The sequence below is a fragment of the Pantoea sp. SYBGC1 genome, from assembly GCF_057197005.1.
Genome location: NZ_JBXUNM010000013.1, coordinates 70,959 through 86,466, shown reverse-complemented (window position 1 = coordinate 86,466; position 15,508 = coordinate 70,959). Strand labels below are relative to the sequence as shown.

The window sequence follows — 15,508 nt, the reverse complement described above, 5'->3', positions numbered from 1 at the left end:
CTTAATAGCGGTGATAGCTGCGCTGCGCCTGGTTAACTTTATAGAGATAGCGACGCGACTCGGCAGAAGGATGGCGGCTGGTCAGCGTCTGGTAGACATCGGCTGGCGACATATCGTTGATCAGCGAAAATGCGCGATCTTTATCGCTGGAGAAGACGCGTAGCACGCTGCCGGCACCGCCGTTATACGCGGTGATCACCGCATAGCGACGTGAAGTAGGATCCTGAATGCCGCCCAGATAACTTTTCTGCAGCAGTGAGAGATAAGCTGTACCGGCATCGATATTGTTTTCCGGGTCCAGCAGATAACTGCGGCTAGGCTTGCCCCATTTACCTTTCATGCGGAAGACGTCAACGCCGGCAGTATGCTGCACCACCTGCATCAGCCCCAGCGCATCAGCGTGGCTGACCGCATAGGGGTTAAAGCTCGATTCGGTCTGCATAATCGCCAGAATCAGTGAGGCATCGACACCATACTGCTCAGCAGATTTGCGCACCATCGGCAGATACTTATGCGCACGCTTGTCGAGATGGTTCGGCACCATAGGAATGGTTACCGACCAGATCACATGCAGCCCGGCGGTGCGTTTTTGCAGTTTGTTCTGGAGCAGGTAGTCCGCAAAGCTGGCGGCGCGCCCCTGCCAGCGGATCGGCTGCCCGGTATTATCCAGCACCTGGCCATACAGCAGCGGCTCTTTACTGATCTTTATATCGTTGGCGTCAGAGTAGAGATCGACATTGCCCGGATCGTCGCCGATCAGCAGGGTGGTGACGATCGCCTGGCGCAGGCTGGCCATGGGATCGGTACCGGAGATGGTCTCAATGGTGATACTACCCTTGTCGAAGTTGATGTGACTGCGGGTGTAGTAGTTGTCACTGTACTTCACATAATCTTTCGGCCCGGCGATAAGAACTTCATTAATGCCCCAGATATTTTCGATATTGGCGGCAAACTGTCCCATCAGAATGTCAAAGCCGTTGGTATCTTTAACCCACTCTTCGTGATACTGCGATTTTTTTTGTCCGGAGCAGGAGATCAAGAGCGGCGCGATCGCCAGCAGGGCTATCAGTTTTTTATTCATCGTGAATCTGTGCCTGACTCAAAAAAGCGGGCCTCAAAGGAAGGCCCGGAACGGTTATTTTTCTGGCGGGGTAAAACCTTCGATATGCACATCTTTGCCTTCAAACAGGAAATTGACCATCTCCTTTTCCAGCACTTTGCGATCTTCCGGATTCATCATGTTGAGCTTTTTCTCGTTGATCAACATGGTCTGTTTCGACATCCACTGCTGCCAGGCTTCTTTAGAAATCTCATTATAAATGCGCTTGCCCAGCTCGCCGGGATAGAGCTGAAAGTCCTGGCCTTCAGCGTCACGTTGCAGATAGGTACAAAAAATGGTGCGGCTCATTACTCTTCCTCTTCGATCGCGCGCGATGACAGTGACAGCTGCTGCGGATGGCGTAATTCATGCAGTAAACGCTCTACCGGGGCAGCAAGGCCCACTGACGGTGGTTGCGCTAAGTTATACCAGAGACCGCCCGCTTCATCCATCAGCGACCCGGCGGATGGCTCTGCCAGCCACATCGGCACAATATCCAGATGGAAATGGCTAAAGGTGTGGCGAAATGCCGTCAGCTGCTGCAGGTCGCCGCTAATACCGTGCTGTGTCAGCCACTCCCGCAGTGCATCCTCGCTGCTGAACTGCGGAAAGCAGTAGAGGCCGCCCCACAGTCCCGTGGGTGGACGCTGCGCCAGCCAGACATTATCGCCATCCTGCATCAGTAAAAACCAGCCGCTGCGCACCGGCAGAGTGACTTTGGGCTTTTTGCCCGGATAGTCAGCCCAGCGCTGGGTGGCATACGCTTCGCAGCCGCTATTGAGCGGGCAGATTTCGCACTTTGGCCGCGAACGGGTGCAGACCAGCGCACCCAGATCCATCATCGCCTGATTAAACTGGCTGACGCCCTGCGCCGGCGTCACCGTTTCGCTGATCTGCCACAGCTGCTTTTCAACCTCTTTTTTGCCAGGCCAGCCGCCGATGGCGTAGCAGCGCGCCAGCACGCGTTTGACGTTGCCATCCAGAATCGGAAAGTGCAGGCCAAGCGACAGTGACAGGATCGCTCCGGCGGTTGAGCGGCCTACGCCCGGCAGGGCAGCAATCGCCGTGAAGTCGGGCGGGAACTCGCCGCCGTGCTGATCCACGACCTGTTTAGCCGCTTTATGCAGGTTGCGTGCCCGCGCATAGTAGCCGAGTCCGGTCCAGAGATGCAGAACCTCATCCAGCGGCGCGGCAGCAAGATCGCGTACGGTGGGGAAGCGCGCCATAAAACGGTCAAAATAGGGAATAACCGTGGCAACCTGCGTCTGCTGCAGCATGACCTCGGAAAGCCACACTTTATAGGGCGTCTTTTCCAGCTGCCACGGCAGCGTTTTGCGGCCAAAGCGGTCATACCACCTGAGCACCTGTTGCGCGAATTGCGACGCCTGCATCATATGAAGGAAATTTTCCGTGTTTACTCTACAATCAGGCAGGAATTGCAGCACAGAGCGTCAGGGGTGTAAACCGGAAGATTGCAAAGGCTTGCTTCTGACCTTTAACTTTGCATAATGCCCGTTTCCCCGAACAGGCTAACCAGCAGGCTTCAACATGATAAATGACGTCATCACTCCGGAATTTGATGAAAACGGGCGGCCGCTGCGCCGTATCCGCAGCTTCGTACGCCGCCAGGGGCGGTTAACGAAAGGCCAACAGCTCGCGCTGGATCAATACTGGCCGGTGATGGGCGTGGAGTATCAGCCCGCGCCGCTGGACATGACCGCGCTGTTCGGGCGCGACGCACCGCTGGTGCTGGAGATCGGTTTTGGTATGGGCGCCTCGCTGGTCACCATGGCGCAAAATAATCCGCAGCAGAACTTCCTGGGCATTGAAGTGCATGCGCCGGGCGTAGGTGCCTGCCTGGCATCGGCGAAAGAAGCGGGCGTGGAGAATCTGCGGGTTATGTGCCATGACGCGGTAGAAGTGCTGGAGCATATGATCCCGGATAACTCTCTGCGTATGGTGCAGCTTTTCTTCCCGGATCCGTGGCACAAAGCGCGTCATAATAAACGCCGTATCGTGCAGGCGCCGTTTGCTGAACTGGTGCATCGCAAGCTGAAGCTTGGCGGCGTGTTCCATATGGCCACCGACTGGGAAGATTACGCGACCCATATGCTGGAGGTGATGAACAGCGTAGCGGGTTACGTTAATCAGTCAGCCACCCAGGATTACGTGCCGCGTCCCGAGACGCGTCCGTTGACTAAATTTGAGCAGCGCGGGCAGCGACTGGGCCATGGCGTGTGGGATCTGATGTTTGAGAGGGTAAAATAATGGCCGTACAGCGTAGTCGTCGTTTACGTAAGAAACTGCATATTGATGAGTTTCAGGAGCTGGGTTTCTCCGTAGCATGGCGTTTTGCCGACGGAACCACCGAAGAGCAGATTGATGCCACGCTGGATCAGTTTATTACAGAGGTGATCGATCCAAACGGTCTGGCCTATGACGGCAGCGGTTATCTGGTGTGGGAAGGTCTGGTCTGCATGCAGCAGACCGGAAAGTGCACCGATGAGCATCGTGAACTGGTGCGCAAGTGGCTGGAAGGGCGTGAATTATCTGATATCCAGATAACGGAACTCTTTGACGTCTGGTGGGACTAAGTTGTAGTGCGACATTCGGGTGCGCATGACGGCGCGACCTGTAATGTACTGCGCCAGGGGCGCATTAATGCGCCCCCTACGGTGTAATGTGCCGCCGGGTCGCCGTTGAAATACCGCGCCGGTACGAAAATCTGTAGGGGCGCCCTTTATGGCGCCCGTTGAAATACCGCGCCGGTACGAAAATCTGTAGGGGCGCCATTCATGGCGCCCGTTTAAACACCGCGCCAGGGGCGCATTAATGCGCCCCCTGTGATGCAATGTGCCGCAGGGTCGCCATTAATAGCGACCGCGCCATTGGCCGCACAATATCTACCCCGCACAGCACATTCAGGAGATCCCATGATTCGTAAGGCTCTGTTCGCCGCGCTACTGCTGACGGCAGCGCAGGCACACGCTGACTACCAGTGCAGCGTTAATCCGCAGGATGATGTGGTGATCACCCCGCAAAGCGTTCAGGTTGTCGGCAGCAACGGCAATCTCACGATGACTCCACAGGGTGATGTCACCTTTAACGGCAAAAAGATTACCGTTGATAACGCGGCACGTCAGCAGGCGATTGATTACCAGAGCGCGCTGCGTCGCGATTTGCCGTGGGTCAGCAACGGCGCTAAAACGCGCCTCGAACGCGGGCGTGCCGCACTGGATAAAGTGATCGTTGAAAAACTGGGCAGCGACAGCAACGTGCGCAACCGTCTGACCACGCTGGATGGCCAGCTGAAGCAGCAGATGAATCGCATCATTGAGCAGCGCCAGGATGGCCTGACGTTTCACCACCAGGCGATAAACCAGGTGCGCGCTGACGGGCAGAAGCTGGTACAGAGCACGCTGGGCGGCGTACTGCAGGATAGCCTGAATGAGATGGGCACGCAGCAGGCGACCAGCGGCAGTAATCCGCTGCAGGCGCTGATGGGCAATCTGGGCGGTCTGCAGCAGTCGATTCAGACTGAATGGAATAATCAGGAGCGCGATTTCCAGAACTTTGGCCATGAGGTCTGCAACCGGGTCATCGCGCTGGAAAACCAGCGTAAAACGCTGGTGAAGCGTATTAACTAGCAAAAAAAGAGCGGCCACCGGGCCGCTCTGATTACATAAACAGTTCCAGCAACGAATTCAGGAACAGTTTGCCTTTCTCGGTGATCTGCCACTCGCTGGCGCTTTCAGTGACATAACCTGCGGCGATAGCCTGCTCCATCTGCGGGCGAATTGCCTGCTCATCCAGCCCGGTATAGCGCTGAAACTCCGCGCGCGGCGCCGCTTCCAGCAGGCGGAACCGGTTCATAAAGAACTCAAACGGCTTATCTTCGTTCGCTACGTCATGCTGCTTATCGAGGTAGTTGCCCTTCATAAAGCCGCGTGGATGACGGGTTTTTACCGTCCGCACAATGCGGCCATCCGCCTGCGTCAGCTTACCGTGCGCCCCGCAGCCGATACCGAGATAATCACCGAAGCGCCAGTAGTTGAGATTGTGCTCACAGCGATAGCCCGGCTTCGCGTAGGCTGAGGTTTCATACTGCTGATAGCCGGCAGCCGTCAGCAGCTGGTGCCCCTGCTCGTAGATATCCCACAGCGCATCATCATCCGGCAGCTGCGGTGGTCGTGAACCAAACAGCGTGTTGGGCTCAATGGTCAGCTGATACCAGGAGAGATGCGGCGGGTTAAGCGCGATCGCCTGACGGAGATCGTCCAGCGCCTCTTCCAGCGACTGGTCAGGCAGGCCATGCATCAGATCCAGATTAAAACTGCGCAGCCCGAGCGCGGCGGCCAGTTCAGCGGCGCGTTTCGCCTCCTGCGGTCCATGAATACGCCCCAGCCGCTCCAGCTTCTGCGGACTGAAACTCTGCACGCCGATGGAAATGCGATTGATCCCCGCAGCCTGGTAGCCGCTGAAGCGATCGGCTTCGACCGTGCCGGGATTCGCTTCCATAGTGATCTCCGCATCAGCCGCCAGCGGCAGGCGCGCCCGTACGCCATCCATCAGCGTCTGCATCGCGTGACTGCTCAGCAGGCTTGGCGTGCCGCCGCCAATAAAGATCGTGCGTACCTCGCGTCCGGCGGTCAGAGGCAGGTCCTGCTCAAGATCCTGCAGCAGGTGCTGTACATACTCCAGATGCGGGACTTCGCCTTTCAGCGCGTGTGAGTTGAAGTCGCAGTAGGGGCACTTCTGTACGCACCATGGAATATGGATGTAGAGGCTTAGCGGCGGTAAATCAGCCATTGCGCATCGCATCCAGCAGCAGCGTTAACGCTTTACCCCGGTGGGAGAGGGCACGCTTCTCATCTTTGCTCAGTTCAGCGGCGGTTTTACCCGCTTCCGGTACAAAGAAGATGGGATCGTAGCCAAAGCCGTCTTCACCGGCCGCCGTACGGGTAATTTCGCCCGCCCAGCTGCCGTGAAACACCAGCGGCACCGGGTCAGCGGCGTGCCGCACATAGACCAGCACACAGTGAAACTGCGCCTGACGCGCGCCATCCGGCACATTTTCCAGCGCCAGCAGCAGCTTCTCCAGATTTTGCTGGTCGCTGGCTTCTGCGCCAGCATAGCGTGCGGAGTAGATGCCGGGCGCGCCGCCCAGCGCATCTACCGCCAGACCGGAATCATCCGCGATAGCCGGCAGGCCGGTTATCTGCGCCGCGTGACGCGCTTTAAGCAGCGCATTTTCAATGAAGGTCAGACCGGTCTCTTCGGCTGACTCCACGCCAAGCTCCGTTTGCGCCACGATATCCAGACCGAAATCAGCGAGCAGATCGGCCAGTTCGCGAACTTTGCCCGGATTACCGGTTGCGAGAACAACTTTTTGCATAACAGTTCCAGATTAACGAATTACAGCAGATACCAGAGACCCGGGAACAGGTCCATGCCAAGGAAATTCAGCGCATAGAGCACCAGAATGACAATCATGGCGGAGAAGTCGATACCGCCCATAGCGGGCAGCATACGGCGAATAGGTGCCATCAGCGGTTCAGTAAGCTGTATCAGCACGTGATCCAGCGGCCCGCGTCCCTGGCTGATCCAGCTCATCAGCGAGCGGATGATAATGACCCAGAACACCAGATTACCGGCTGACTTCAGCAGCGACAGCAGTCCTACCAGCAGATTGGTGGGATCAACCGAGAAGGCGCCAACCTGAATCAGCAGCAGAATCGGGTACTTCAGCGTAGTCAGCACAAACGCCAGCAGCAGCGAGGCGGTATCGATGGGGCCGATAGCGGGCAGCACGCGACGCAGCGGTTTGATCACCGGCTGCGTAATCTTCACCACAAACTGCGCCAGCGGATTGTAGAAGTCGCAGCGTGACCACTGCATCCAGATACGCAGCAGCAGTACCATGACGTAGAGATCGATCAGCGTTTTGACTAAAAACGTCAGTGTTAACATGGAGTTCCTCAGTTATTGTTGTGAAGGTCGCGCATAATCCCGCGCGCCAAACAGGGCGGTGCCAATTCTTACCATAGTGCTGCCGGCCGCGATTGCCGCTTCCATATCGTCGCTCATGCCCAGTGAAAGCGTATCAATGGCCGGGTAGTCGCGCTGCAGGGCATGAAACGCACTGGCCATCTGCTGGCAGACGGCCAGCTGGCGTGCATAATCCTGCTCGGGAGCCGGAATCGCCATCAGGCCGCGCAGGCTCAGGCGGGGCAGAGCGGCGATAGCGGCGGCCAGCGCCGGAACAGCCTCCAGCATGATGCCAGATTTACTGTTTTCGTCACTGATATTTACCTGAATTAACACGTTCAGCGGCGGTAAGTGCGCCGGACGCTGGTCGTTAAGCCGCTGCGCAATACGCAGGCGATCAACGGTGTGACACCAGGCAAAATGTTCTGCTACCAGACGGCTTTTATTGGATTGCAGCGGACCGATAAAGTGCCACTGCAGATCGCCTTCCGTCGTCAGCGCCGCGATCTTTTCCACCCCTTCCTGCACGTAGTTTTCACCAAACGCGCGCTGCCCGGCGGCAACCGCTTCTGCGACAGCGCTCGCAGGTTTGGTTTTGCTTACTGCAAGCAACGTAATCTCTTCTGGCGCCCGGCCGCAACGCACGGCAGCGGCAGCGATACGGTCGCGTACCTGATGTAAGTTGTGCTCAATGGAAGTCATAGTCAGGAGAAATAAATGGATTTAGATGAAATTGTGGCCCTTAGTGTAAAGCATAACGCCGCCGATCTGCACCTGTGCAGCGGACATTTACCGCACTGGCGGCGGCAGGGTGCGCTGGAGCCGGTGCCGCAGCAGCCGCCGCTGCCATCTGCGTGGCTGGAGACGTTTGCTTCGCGGTTTCTCAGTACTGCGCAGCAGTCGGAGCTTGACGTCACCGGACAGGCTGACTTTGCCCTGACGCTCAGCAGCGGCGTACGGCTGCGTGCCAATCTTTTCACCCAGCGGCACGGATTATCACTGGCGCTGCGGCTGATTGCGCAGACGATCCCGCCGCTGGCGCAGCTGCGCCTGCCGCCGGCCGTGCAGCAGCTTCTGCAGCTGCAGGAGGGGCTGGTTCTGATTAGCGGCGCAACCGGCAGCGGCAAGTCGACAACGCTGGCTGCACTGGTACAGGCGCTGAACCAGCAGCAGGCGCGGCATATCATTACCCTGGAAGATCCGATCGAGTTTGTGCACCGGAGTCAGCGTTCGCTGATTCAGCAGCGTGAAGTGGGGACGCACTGCCTCTCTTTTCAGCACGGGCTGAGAGCGGCGCTGCGTGAAGATCCCGACGTTATTCTGCTGGGCGAACTGCGCGACAGCGAGACAATCCGTTTAGCCCTGACCGCCGCTGAGACCGGGCATCTGGTGCTCGCTACGCTGCATACCCGCAGCGCGGCACAGGCGGTTGATCGTCTGGTTGATGTCTTTCCGGCTGAAGAGAAAAACCTGGTGCGCACGCAGCTGGCGGGCAGTCTGAAAGCGGTAGTGGCACAGCGGCTGGTGGCAGCGAAAGCGGGCGGACGCGTTGCGCTGTATGAGGTGCTGATCGCCACGCCTGCGGTAGCCAGCCTGATCCGTGAAGGTAAAGGACATCAGCTGCCGGGCGTGCTGCAGACCGGCGCGCAGCATGGCATGCAGACCTTTGCGCAGAGTGAACAGGCACGCCGCGCGGAGGGCATTATTGACCAGGCAAGCGGATAGCGGACCTGAGGCAGAAACAATGCTGCAGCTGTGCGCCCGGCCCGCTCCCGGCATCGGCTACACCTGTTGACCGGAGCGAGCTTTGTCGCGTTTATGCCGCTTGCAGCGTCAGTGGGTTTCGAACCAGTCCTGCAGAATAATCACGGCCGACTGTGAGTCTACCTGTCCTTTCTGCAGCGCACGAAAGCCGCCGCGCTCAAAGAGATCGGCGCGCGCCTCAACGGTACTCAGGCGCTCATCCTGCAGCTCAACGCGTACGCCAAAGCGGCCGTGCAGACGACTCGCAAACTTGCGTGCGCGGGCTGTCAGCGGCTGTTCGGTGCCGTCCATATTCAGCGGCAGGCCGACCACCACGTAGTCAGGCTGCCACTCCTTCAGCAGTTTCTCAATCAGGTTCCAGTCTGGCGTGCCTTCCTGAGCTTTCAGCGCTGTCAGCGGACGCGCGGTGCCGGTGAGCTGCTGACCCACGGCAACACCGATGCTTTTGGTGCCAAAATCAAAGCCGAGCAGCGTTGCATTCTGCATCAGGCGTGTCCCGCATCACTGGTCATGTTATGAATATCGACACCCATGCTGCGGGCGGCTTCGCGCCAGCGTTCGGCAATCGGCGTCTGGAACAAAATATGCGTGTCGGCCGGGGTCGTAAGCCAGGCGTTCTCCAGCAGCTCGTTCTCCAGCTGATCTTTTTCCCAGGCGCAGTAGCCGAGTGCGACCAGCACATTCTCCGGCTGCTGAGCAGTGCCGATCGCTTCCAGCACATCGCGCGAGGTAGTAATCACGGTATTGTCTGAGATGCGAATACTGGAGGCATAGGTATGCTGCGCAGAGTGCAGAATAAAACCGCGATCTTCCGCCAGCGGGCCGCCGGCAAACACCGGTTTATCAAGCTTAATCGCCGGATCGCGCTCTGACGGCGTGATCTTGAGCTTCTTCAGAATACCCTCTACCGTCAGGTTCTCCATCGGTTTATTAATAATCAAACCCATCGCACCCTCTTCATTATGCTCGCAGATATAGACAACCGAGCGCTTGAACAGAGGATCCTGCAGAGAGGGCATCGCTATCAAAAAATGATGCTGTAAATTCATTGTCACTCATTTACCGAAGAGAACCGGCGCCAGTGCGGCAGCGCCGGTATCAAAGGGGTTAGGGAGTTTGCACTCCGGCTGCGTCCTCAGCCCAGACGTTTTTCGATTGCGTCCATCAGCATACCGGTAACTGAAATCGGGAACGCCGCTTCAATTTCCCGTACGCAGGTTGGGCTGGTGACATTCACTTCAGTAAGTTTATCACCGATGATATCCAGGCCAACAAAAATCAGCCCCTTCGCTTTCAGCGTGGGACCGACGCGCCGTGCGATTTCCCAGTCGCTGTCAGAAAGCGGACGTGCTTCGCCGCGACCACCCGCTGCAAGATTGCCGCGGGTTTCGCCGCCCTGCGGAATACGCGCCAGGCAGTAAGGCACCGGCTCGCCATCGACGACCAGAACGCGTTTATCGCCCTCTTTAATCGCCGGCAGATAATTTTGCGCCATGCAGAAGAACTGGCCGTGATTGGTCAGGGTTTCTGTGATCACGCCAAAGTTTGCGTCATCCTGCTTAACGCGGAAAATGGATGCGCCACCCATGCCGTCGAGCGGTTTCAGAATGACATCACCATGCTCCTGCCAGAAAGCGCGCAGCTGCTCTTTATTACGGGTGACCAGCGTATCCGGCGTCAGATCCGCAAACCATGCAGTATAGAGCTTTTCGTTACAATCGCGCAGGCTCTGCGGCTTGTTTACAATCAGCGTACCCTGCTCTTCAGCCCGCTCCAGCAGATAGGTCGCGTAGATAAATTCGGTGTCAAAAGGCGGATCTTTACGCATCAACACAACGTTGAGATCGGCCAGCGGGATAGTCTGCTCGCTGCCAAACTCATACCACTGTGAAGCGTTTTGCTCCACGCTCAGCAGACGCGTACGGGCGTAGGTGACGCCGCCGCGCAGAGAGAGGTCGCCCATCTCCATGTAATGAATTTCGTAGCCACGACGCTGTGCTTCCAGCAACATGGCGAAGCTGGTGTCTTTTTTAATATTGATAGACGAAATCGGGTCCATCACAATGCCAAGCTTAATCATTATTCTCTCCTCAGAGGGGATATCAGCGACGTCCTTCCATGCGAAAGCGTCGTGCTGTGTAGTAGTCTGCGTCTCTTTTACGGCCCGAATTATCCCTTAACCGAGATCGCCAAACCTCACCTGAAGTGCCGTTATAGCGGTGAGGGCAGTGGTTTCCGTGCGCAGCACGCGTGGCCCCAGTAATATATCCGTAAAGCCCTGCTGCGCCGTCATGGCGATCTCCTCAGCAGATAATCCCCCTTCAGGGCCAATCAGCAGCCGCACCCGCTCAACCGGTTGTGGCAGGGTGTTGATGCTGTGGCTGGCGCGTGGATGAAGATTCAGCCTGATGCCCTCATCAGCTTCGGCACACCAGGCTTCCAGCGTCATCGCGTCACGAATCAGCGGTACGCGGTTGCGGCCACATTGCTCGCAGGCAGCGATAGCAATCTTCTGCCACTGCTGGATCTTTTTTGCCAGTCGTTCTGCATCCAGCTTCACGCCGCAGCGCTCAGAAAACAAGGGCGTAATCACGTTTACGCCCAGCTCTATCGATTTCTGGATGGTGAATTCCATTTTTTCACCACGCGACATCACCTGGCCCAGATGTAAATGCAAGGGCGATTCCCGGTCATCAGGCTGACCGCTAAGAACCCTTACTTTTACACGCTTTTTATCCGCCTGGGTGATTTCGGCGTTAAAAGTCAGATTAGTGCCATCAAACAGTTCAAGCATCTGCCCGGCGCCCATGCGCAGCACGCGGCCAACGTGGTTAGCCGCGTCATCTTCAAGAAAGATTTCACTGTCAACAGAGAGCGGTTCGGGGTGATAAATGCGGGGTATACGCATGCGGTTCCTGCCAGCGTTATTGCCGCATCCCGTGATGCGGCGCAAAAATAATAAGCTAGTTTAGGGTAGCGCTTTTAGCGCTGGCAAGCGCGCTGTACATACGGGTTGTGATTTCCCTGTACCTGAGCAATACGACTGTCGCGCTCGCACTCCCAGACGCTGACCGGATAGAGCTTGTCCCAGGCGCTGAACAGCTGAGTCTGCTGGCGGGAGAGGCGCAGCTGATAGCGATCGCGCATGTAAAAGTAGGTGCGTGCAATGGCGCCGCGCGCGCGGGCAGGCGGTTCAGCCAGCTTCTGTTTGAAGTCGACTTTCATCGCGCACTGCCCGTAAGGCTGCTCCCCGCCGTTCCACTGGCTGTACTGGAAATTATTGCGATCGCCGTTAACCTCGCCGATAGCGGGCTGAAGATTATGCAGATCGCTCTCTATACGGCGATATACCGGATCTTTGGCGCAGTTTTTTCGTCCTCCCTCCTGCCAGCACTGGCGCTGATGGCCAAATTCCCACGCCGGAACCACATGTTCCCACTCAATGCGCCTGGCGCGGTTGGCGTTTTTTCGTACGCTATAGCCGCAGCTTTTAAGATCGGGCACGCCTTTTTTTCCCTGCCAGTTGATCGTGCAGCCGCAGTAGAAATCGGGCGCATCCGCGTTAATTTGCGATGCGACCACTTTTGCCTGGCGAAAATTATTCTGATGAAACGAAGAGAAGCTGAGGCTGTACGCGCTAAGCGGTGCCAGCAGCAGAGGAAGAAGTAACAGCGTTTTGCGAGACATATTCCAGAAATTTACCCGATACCCAAAAAAGTGCGGCAGGGTAGCAGAATGACCGGAGCGGGGAAATGGGATTAGCGCGCTATATGCTACTGAATTCGCCGGGCTGCAGCAGTGAACCACAGCGAACGCAGCGATATTCACTCTCCCCGCGCAGCACGCGATTATGCCGGCGCACGGTAAGCTGATGCTGCTGACAGCTGCAGCGATAGGTGAAGGTGTTAGTGCGCACCGAATTCAGGGCAAACTGATGCGTACGGCGTGCCGGCACGCCGAGCACCGTCTCCATCATCCACTTCCACTCTTTGCCATGCGGCGCAACGCGCCCGAAGCGCTTCCACACCAGCAGATGCGCCAGCTCATGCGGCACAACTTCGTCGGTGAACGCCTGCAGATTCTCCTGCAGCAGCACCGGATTCAGCCGAATCTCCCACTTCTCCAGCCAGGCGGTCCCTGCGGCAGTGCCGCGCTGCTGGTAGAGCAGTGCGGGTTCGTCAAAGGTGTATTCAAGGCGCTGTGCGGCGAGCTGCAAAAAGTGCCGCAGCGATCGCATGACCGCCTGCTGACAGGCGACAGGTACGCGGGTAGTTTTCATGGCGGGCAGCATACCATACGCTGCGCTGACGCGGCAGCGGGCAGTCGCGCTCATAAAAAAGGGCCGCCCGCAGGCAGCCCTTGTCACTCAGAAAAACATTACTGCTGACCGATGTCGCGCAGTTTTTTACCTGCCATCAGGTTACGCTCAATGTGCTCCAGCGAGACGTTTTTGGTCTCCGGGATCAGCACCAGCGTCAGCACAATAAAGAACAGGTTCAGGCCGGCATAGACCCAGAAGGTCGGCGCGTTGCCCAGCGTGTTCAGCATGGTCAGGAAGGTGGCGCCCACGATCATGTTGGCGATCCAGTTCGTGGTGGTTGAGACGGTAATCCCGAAATCGCGTCCTTTCAGCGGCTGAATTTCAGAGCAAAGCACCCAGATCAGCGGGCCGGCTGACATGGCAAAGCCGATGATAAACATCAGCAGCATCGCCACGGCGAAGTACTGTGCACCCTGAGAGTGGATGCCCAGGTGCAGCATGGTGCCGAGAACGCCCATACCGGCCGCCATGACCATAAAGCCCAGCACCAGCGTCGGCTTACGGCCCCAGCGATCGACCAGGCCGATAGCGATAAAGGTCGCCAGAACGTTGACCAGACCCACAATCACCGTACCCCACATCTGCTGCGTGGTGTTGGCGAAGCCGGCAATTTCAAAAATTTTCGGCGCGTAATACATAATGACGTTCATGCCGGTGAACTGCTGCATCACCTGCAGCAGCACGCCGAGGAACACCGCACGACGGAAGTTGCTGTTGCCCTGAAACAGCTGCCAGCCAGACTGTTTTACTTTCAGGCTCTCACGGATCTCATCCAGCTCACGTTTTGCCTGTTCGCTGGTATCGCGCAGGCGATCCAGCACGCGCTGCGCATCGCGGAAGTTACCTTTCGCAGCCAGCCAGCGCGGGCTGTTTGGCAGGAAGAAGACGCCAACCAGCAGCAGAACCGCAGGGATAGTAATCACGCCCAGCATCCAGCGCCACTCTCCGGATGCGCTGAACGCGGTATCGGAGAGGTAGGCGCCCAGAATACCGATGGTGATCATCAGCTGATAGAGCGAAATCATACTGCCGCGGATTTTCTCTGGTGCAATTTCAGAGAGATAGAGCGGAGCGGTATAAGAAGCCACGCCAACTGCCAGGCCCAGTACTACGCGGGCAGCAATCAGCATCTCCGGGTTTGGCGCCATAGCGGACCACAGCGAACCGATAACAAACAGCACAGAGCCAGCCATCAGACTCTTTTTGCGACCCAGGTGTGACGACATCCAGCCGCTGCCGATTGCACCAACCGCCGCGCCAAACATCATTGAGCTGACAATCCACTCCTGCTGGTGGGCAGTAACGTTGAAATCTTTAGCGATAAAGGGCAGGGCACCTGCGATGACACCGATATCCAGCCCGAACAGCAGGCCGGCTAACGCCGCCAGAAAGCAGACAAACAGGGTCATCGCCTTGTTTGAGGTTCTGCTTTTGTGAGTATTACCAGGCATAAAGCCTCCGAAAGTTATTTGTCTTGTTTTTTATTAATGCTAAGAGACCTGTACACGATAAAAAGTGAGCGCGATCACACGAATGTAACCGCTTACACACGCCGAAACCCTGTAATCCAGCATTTTTTGCCCGGAACAGTCTCTTCGCCAGTAAGGTATAGCACCCTTCAAGTTTCTGACATCGCTTTAAATATTGCCTATCAGACGACGCTGAAAATAACGCATTTTCAGAGTGATGACTACGCTGAAAAATCTCTAAATTACAGATTAAAAAAGAGTTTTAGAATGTAATCGTTAACACTTTGTTATCACAGCGGTCATAAGAGTGTAGCCAGTGAAAATTTTTATGCCCGGGAAAGCCTGAAGCCAGCTATATCACGGGATTTCACCCGGCAGAATGCACGTAGGGGGCGCATTAATGCGCCCCTGGTCCGGAAGATGTACGCAGCCAGGGCGGCATAAATGCCGCCCCTACGGTTAAACATGACCCACGTTGACGAGGCGATTAATGGCGCGGAACGTAGGGGGCGCATTAATGCGCCCCTGGCCCGGAAGATGTACGCAACCAGGGCGGCATAAATGCCGCCCCTGTGAATACCTATCATCCACGCAACCACAACGATTAACGACGCGGAACGTAGGGGGCGCATTAATGCGCCCCTACAATGGCACGGTACGTAGGGGGCGCATTAATGCGCCCCTGGTCCGGAAGATGTACGCAGCCAGGGCGGCATAAATGCCGCCCCTGTAATGGCGCGATACGTAGGAGGCGCATTAATGCGCCCCTGGTTCAGATGATCCACGCAGCCAGGGCGGCATAAATGCCGCTCCTGTAACGGCGCGGCACGCAGAGGGCGCATTAATGCGCCCCTGGCCCGGAAGATG

At 57.0% G+C, this 15,508-nt stretch carries 18 protein-coding genes; 4 read left to right on the top strand and 14 right to left on the bottom strand.

What is annotated here, in order from left to right; all coding sequences use genetic code 11:
• Window position 1: 1 nt before the first annotated feature.
• From mltC to mutY, 3 genes are read right to left on the bottom strand one after another with little or no spacing between them, the layout of a single operon-like run.
• A complete protein-coding gene (mltC, locus tag AC2CF9_RS17010; protein WP_484557528.1) occupies window positions 2–1,081 on the bottom strand; it encodes a membrane-bound lytic murein transglycosylase MltC in 1,080 nt (359 codons plus the stop codon).
• A gap of 54 nt (window positions 1,082–1,135) precedes the next feature.
• A complete protein-coding gene (locus AC2CF9_RS17005) occupies window positions 1,136–1,408 on the bottom strand; it encodes an oxidative damage protection protein (RefSeq protein WP_039380106.1) in 273 nt (90 codons plus the stop codon).
• Window positions 1,408–2,493 carry an A/G-specific adenine glycosylase gene (gene mutY, locus AC2CF9_RS17000; RefSeq protein WP_150018509.1) on the bottom strand — a complete coding sequence of 362 codons (1,086 nt, stop codon included), beginning with the start codon at window positions 2,491–2,493 and terminating at the stop codon, window positions 1,408–1,410. Before mutY ends, AC2CF9_RS17005 begins: the two co-directional genes overlap by 1 nt.
• 154 nt (window positions 2,494–2,647) lie before the next feature.
• Between mutY and trmB the strand changes: the two genes are divergently transcribed.
• The 3 genes from trmB (at window position 2,648) to AC2CF9_RS16985 (ending at window position 4,746) form a co-directional block, all read left to right on the top strand.
• Window positions 2,648–3,367 (top strand): tRNA (guanosine(46)-N7)-methyltransferase TrmB, encoded by a 720-nt coding sequence (trmB, locus tag AC2CF9_RS16995; RefSeq protein WP_039380104.1) that lies wholly within the window; start codon window positions 2,648–2,650, stop codon window positions 3,365–3,367.
• A complete protein-coding gene (locus AC2CF9_RS16990; protein WP_150018510.1) occupies window positions 3,367–3,693 on the top strand; it encodes a YggL family protein in 327 nt (108 codons plus the stop codon). Before trmB ends, AC2CF9_RS16990 begins: the two co-directional genes overlap by 1 nt.
• A gap of 339 nt (window positions 3,694–4,032) precedes the next feature.
• Window positions 4,033–4,746: a YggN family protein gene (locus tag AC2CF9_RS16985; RefSeq protein ID WP_150018511.1), complete on the top strand. Its 714-nt coding sequence runs from the start codon at window positions 4,033–4,035 to the stop codon at window positions 4,744–4,746.
• 31 nt (window positions 4,747–4,777) lie between these two features.
• Here AC2CF9_RS16985 and hemW read toward each other — a convergent pair whose 3' ends face one another.
• Genes hemW through AC2CF9_RS16965 form a run of 4 tightly spaced genes read right to left on the bottom strand, consistent with a single transcriptional unit; the run spans window position 4,778 to window position 7,789 of the window.
• Window positions 4,778–5,908: a radical SAM family heme chaperone HemW gene (gene hemW / locus AC2CF9_RS16980; protein ID WP_484557527.1), complete on the bottom strand. Its 1,131-nt coding sequence runs from the start codon at window positions 5,906–5,908 to the stop codon at window positions 4,778–4,780.
• On the bottom strand, window positions 5,901–6,494 hold the full coding sequence (locus tag AC2CF9_RS16975) for an XTP/dITP diphosphatase (protein WP_484557526.1): 594 nt from the start codon (window positions 6,492–6,494) through the stop codon (window positions 5,901–5,903). Before AC2CF9_RS16975 ends, hemW begins: the two co-directional genes overlap by 8 nt.
• Before the next feature lie 20 nt (window positions 6,495–6,514).
• Window positions 6,515–7,069, bottom strand: coding sequence for a YggT family protein (locus AC2CF9_RS16970; protein ID WP_039380096.1), 555 nt, complete (start codon window positions 7,067–7,069; stop codon window positions 6,515–6,517).
• A 12-nt stretch (window positions 7,070–7,081) separates the two neighbouring features.
• A complete protein-coding gene (locus AC2CF9_RS16965) occupies window positions 7,082–7,789 on the bottom strand; it encodes a YggS family pyridoxal phosphate-dependent enzyme (RefSeq protein WP_150018514.1) in 708 nt (235 codons plus the stop codon).
• A 15-nt stretch (window positions 7,790–7,804) separates the two neighbouring features.
• On the opposite strand from AC2CF9_RS16965, the gene AC2CF9_RS16960 reads away from it, so the two are divergent.
• Window positions 7,805–8,812, top strand: coding sequence for a type IV pilus twitching motility protein PilT (locus tag AC2CF9_RS16960; RefSeq protein WP_484557525.1), 1,008 nt, complete (start codon window positions 7,805–7,807; stop codon window positions 8,810–8,812).
• Window positions 8,813–8,920: 108 nt separating this feature from the next.
• Here the strand turns inward: AC2CF9_RS16960 and ruvX are convergent, their stop codons facing one another.
• From ruvX to AC2CF9_RS16925, 7 genes are all read right to left on the bottom strand, one after another.
• Window positions 8,921–9,337, bottom strand: a complete 417-nt coding sequence (gene ruvX / locus AC2CF9_RS16955; RefSeq protein ID WP_150018516.1) for a Holliday junction resolvase RuvX — start codon at window positions 9,335–9,337, stop codon at window positions 8,921–8,923.
• Complete coding sequence (locus AC2CF9_RS16950) at window positions 9,337–9,900, bottom strand: YqgE/AlgH family protein (RefSeq protein ID WP_150018517.1); 564 nt, start codon at window positions 9,898–9,900, stop codon at window positions 9,337–9,339. The genes ruvX and AC2CF9_RS16950 overlap by 1 nt, the downstream gene beginning before the upstream one ends.
• A gap of 86 nt (window positions 9,901–9,986) precedes the next feature.
• Window positions 9,987–10,931: a glutathione synthase gene (gshB, locus tag AC2CF9_RS16945; protein WP_039380084.1), complete on the bottom strand. Its 945-nt coding sequence runs from the start codon at window positions 10,929–10,931 to the stop codon at window positions 9,987–9,989.
• 96 nt (window positions 10,932–11,027) lie between these two features.
• Entirely contained in the window at window positions 11,028–11,759 is a 732-nt protein-coding gene (rsmE, locus tag AC2CF9_RS16940) for a 16S rRNA (uracil(1498)-N(3))-methyltransferase (RefSeq protein ID WP_039380081.1), read from the bottom strand.
• Between the two features lie 74 nt (window positions 11,760–11,833).
• On the bottom strand, window positions 11,834–12,538 hold the full coding sequence (gene endA, locus AC2CF9_RS16935; RefSeq protein WP_484557524.1) for a deoxyribonuclease I: 705 nt from the start codon (window positions 12,536–12,538) through the stop codon (window positions 11,834–11,836).
• Window positions 12,539–12,617: 79 nt separating this feature from the next.
• Window positions 12,618–13,130, bottom strand: a complete 513-nt coding sequence (locus AC2CF9_RS16930; RefSeq protein WP_150018549.1) for a SprT family zinc-dependent metalloprotease — start codon at window positions 13,128–13,130, stop codon at window positions 12,618–12,620.
• Between the two features lie 98 nt (window positions 13,131–13,228).
• Entirely contained in the window at window positions 13,229–14,623 is a 1,395-nt protein-coding gene (locus AC2CF9_RS16925) for a sugar porter family MFS transporter (RefSeq protein WP_071668585.1), read from the bottom strand.
• Window positions 14,624–15,508 lie beyond the last annotated feature (885 nt).

Excerpts from the sequence above, each read along its gene's own strand:
- mltC (WP_484557528.1), bottom strand. The coding sequence starts at position 1,081 with ATGAATAAAAAACTGATAGCCCTGCTGGCGATCGCGCCGCTCTTGATC.
- AC2CF9_RS17005 (WP_039380106.1), bottom strand. The coding sequence starts at position 1,408 with ATGAGCCGCACCATTTTTTGTACCTATCTGCAACGTGACGCTGAAGGC.
- mutY (WP_150018509.1), bottom strand. The coding sequence starts at position 2,493 with ATGATGCAGGCGTCGCAATTCGCGCAACAGGTGCTCAGGTGGTATGAC.
- trmB (WP_039380104.1), top strand. The coding sequence starts at position 2,648 with ATGATAAATGACGTCATCACTCCGGAATTTGATGAAAACGGGCGGCCG.
- AC2CF9_RS16990 (WP_150018510.1), top strand. The coding sequence starts at position 3,367 with ATGGCCGTACAGCGTAGTCGTCGTTTACGTAAGAAACTGCATATTGAT.
- AC2CF9_RS16985 (WP_150018511.1), top strand. The coding sequence starts at position 4,033 with ATGATTCGTAAGGCTCTGTTCGCCGCGCTACTGCTGACGGCAGCGCAG.
- hemW (WP_484557527.1), bottom strand. The coding sequence starts at position 5,908 with ATGGCTGATTTACCGCCGCTAAGCCTCTACATCCATATTCCATGGTGC.
- AC2CF9_RS16975 (WP_484557526.1), bottom strand. The coding sequence starts at position 6,494 with ATGCAAAAAGTTGTTCTCGCAACCGGTAATCCGGGCAAAGTTCGCGAA.
- AC2CF9_RS16970 (WP_039380096.1), bottom strand. The coding sequence starts at position 7,069 with ATGTTAACACTGACGTTTTTAGTCAAAACGCTGATCGATCTCTACGTC.
- AC2CF9_RS16965 (WP_150018514.1), bottom strand. The coding sequence starts at position 7,789 with ATGACTTCCATTGAGCACAACTTACATCAGGTACGCGACCGTATCGCT.
- AC2CF9_RS16960 (WP_484557525.1), top strand. The coding sequence starts at position 7,805 with ATGGATTTAGATGAAATTGTGGCCCTTAGTGTAAAGCATAACGCCGCC.
- ruvX (WP_150018516.1), bottom strand. The coding sequence starts at position 9,337 with ATGCAGAATGCAACGCTGCTCGGCTTTGATTTTGGCACCAAAAGCATC.
- AC2CF9_RS16950 (WP_150018517.1), bottom strand. The coding sequence starts at position 9,900 with ATGAATTTACAGCATCATTTTTTGATAGCGATGCCCTCTCTGCAGGAT.
- gshB (WP_039380084.1), bottom strand. The coding sequence starts at position 10,931 with ATGATTAAGCTTGGCATTGTGATGGACCCGATTTCGTCTATCAATATT.
- rsmE (WP_039380081.1), bottom strand. The coding sequence starts at position 11,759 with ATGCGTATACCCCGCATTTATCACCCCGAACCGCTCTCTGTTGACAGT.
- endA (WP_484557524.1), bottom strand. The coding sequence starts at position 12,538 with ATGTCTCGCAAAACGCTGTTACTTCTTCCTCTGCTGCTGGCACCGCTT.
- AC2CF9_RS16930 (WP_150018549.1), bottom strand. The coding sequence starts at position 13,130 with ATGAAAACTACCCGCGTACCTGTCGCCTGTCAGCAGGCGGTCATGCGA.
- AC2CF9_RS16925 (WP_071668585.1), bottom strand. The coding sequence starts at position 14,623 with ATGCCTGGTAATACTCACAAAAGCAGAACCTCAAACAAGGCGATGACC.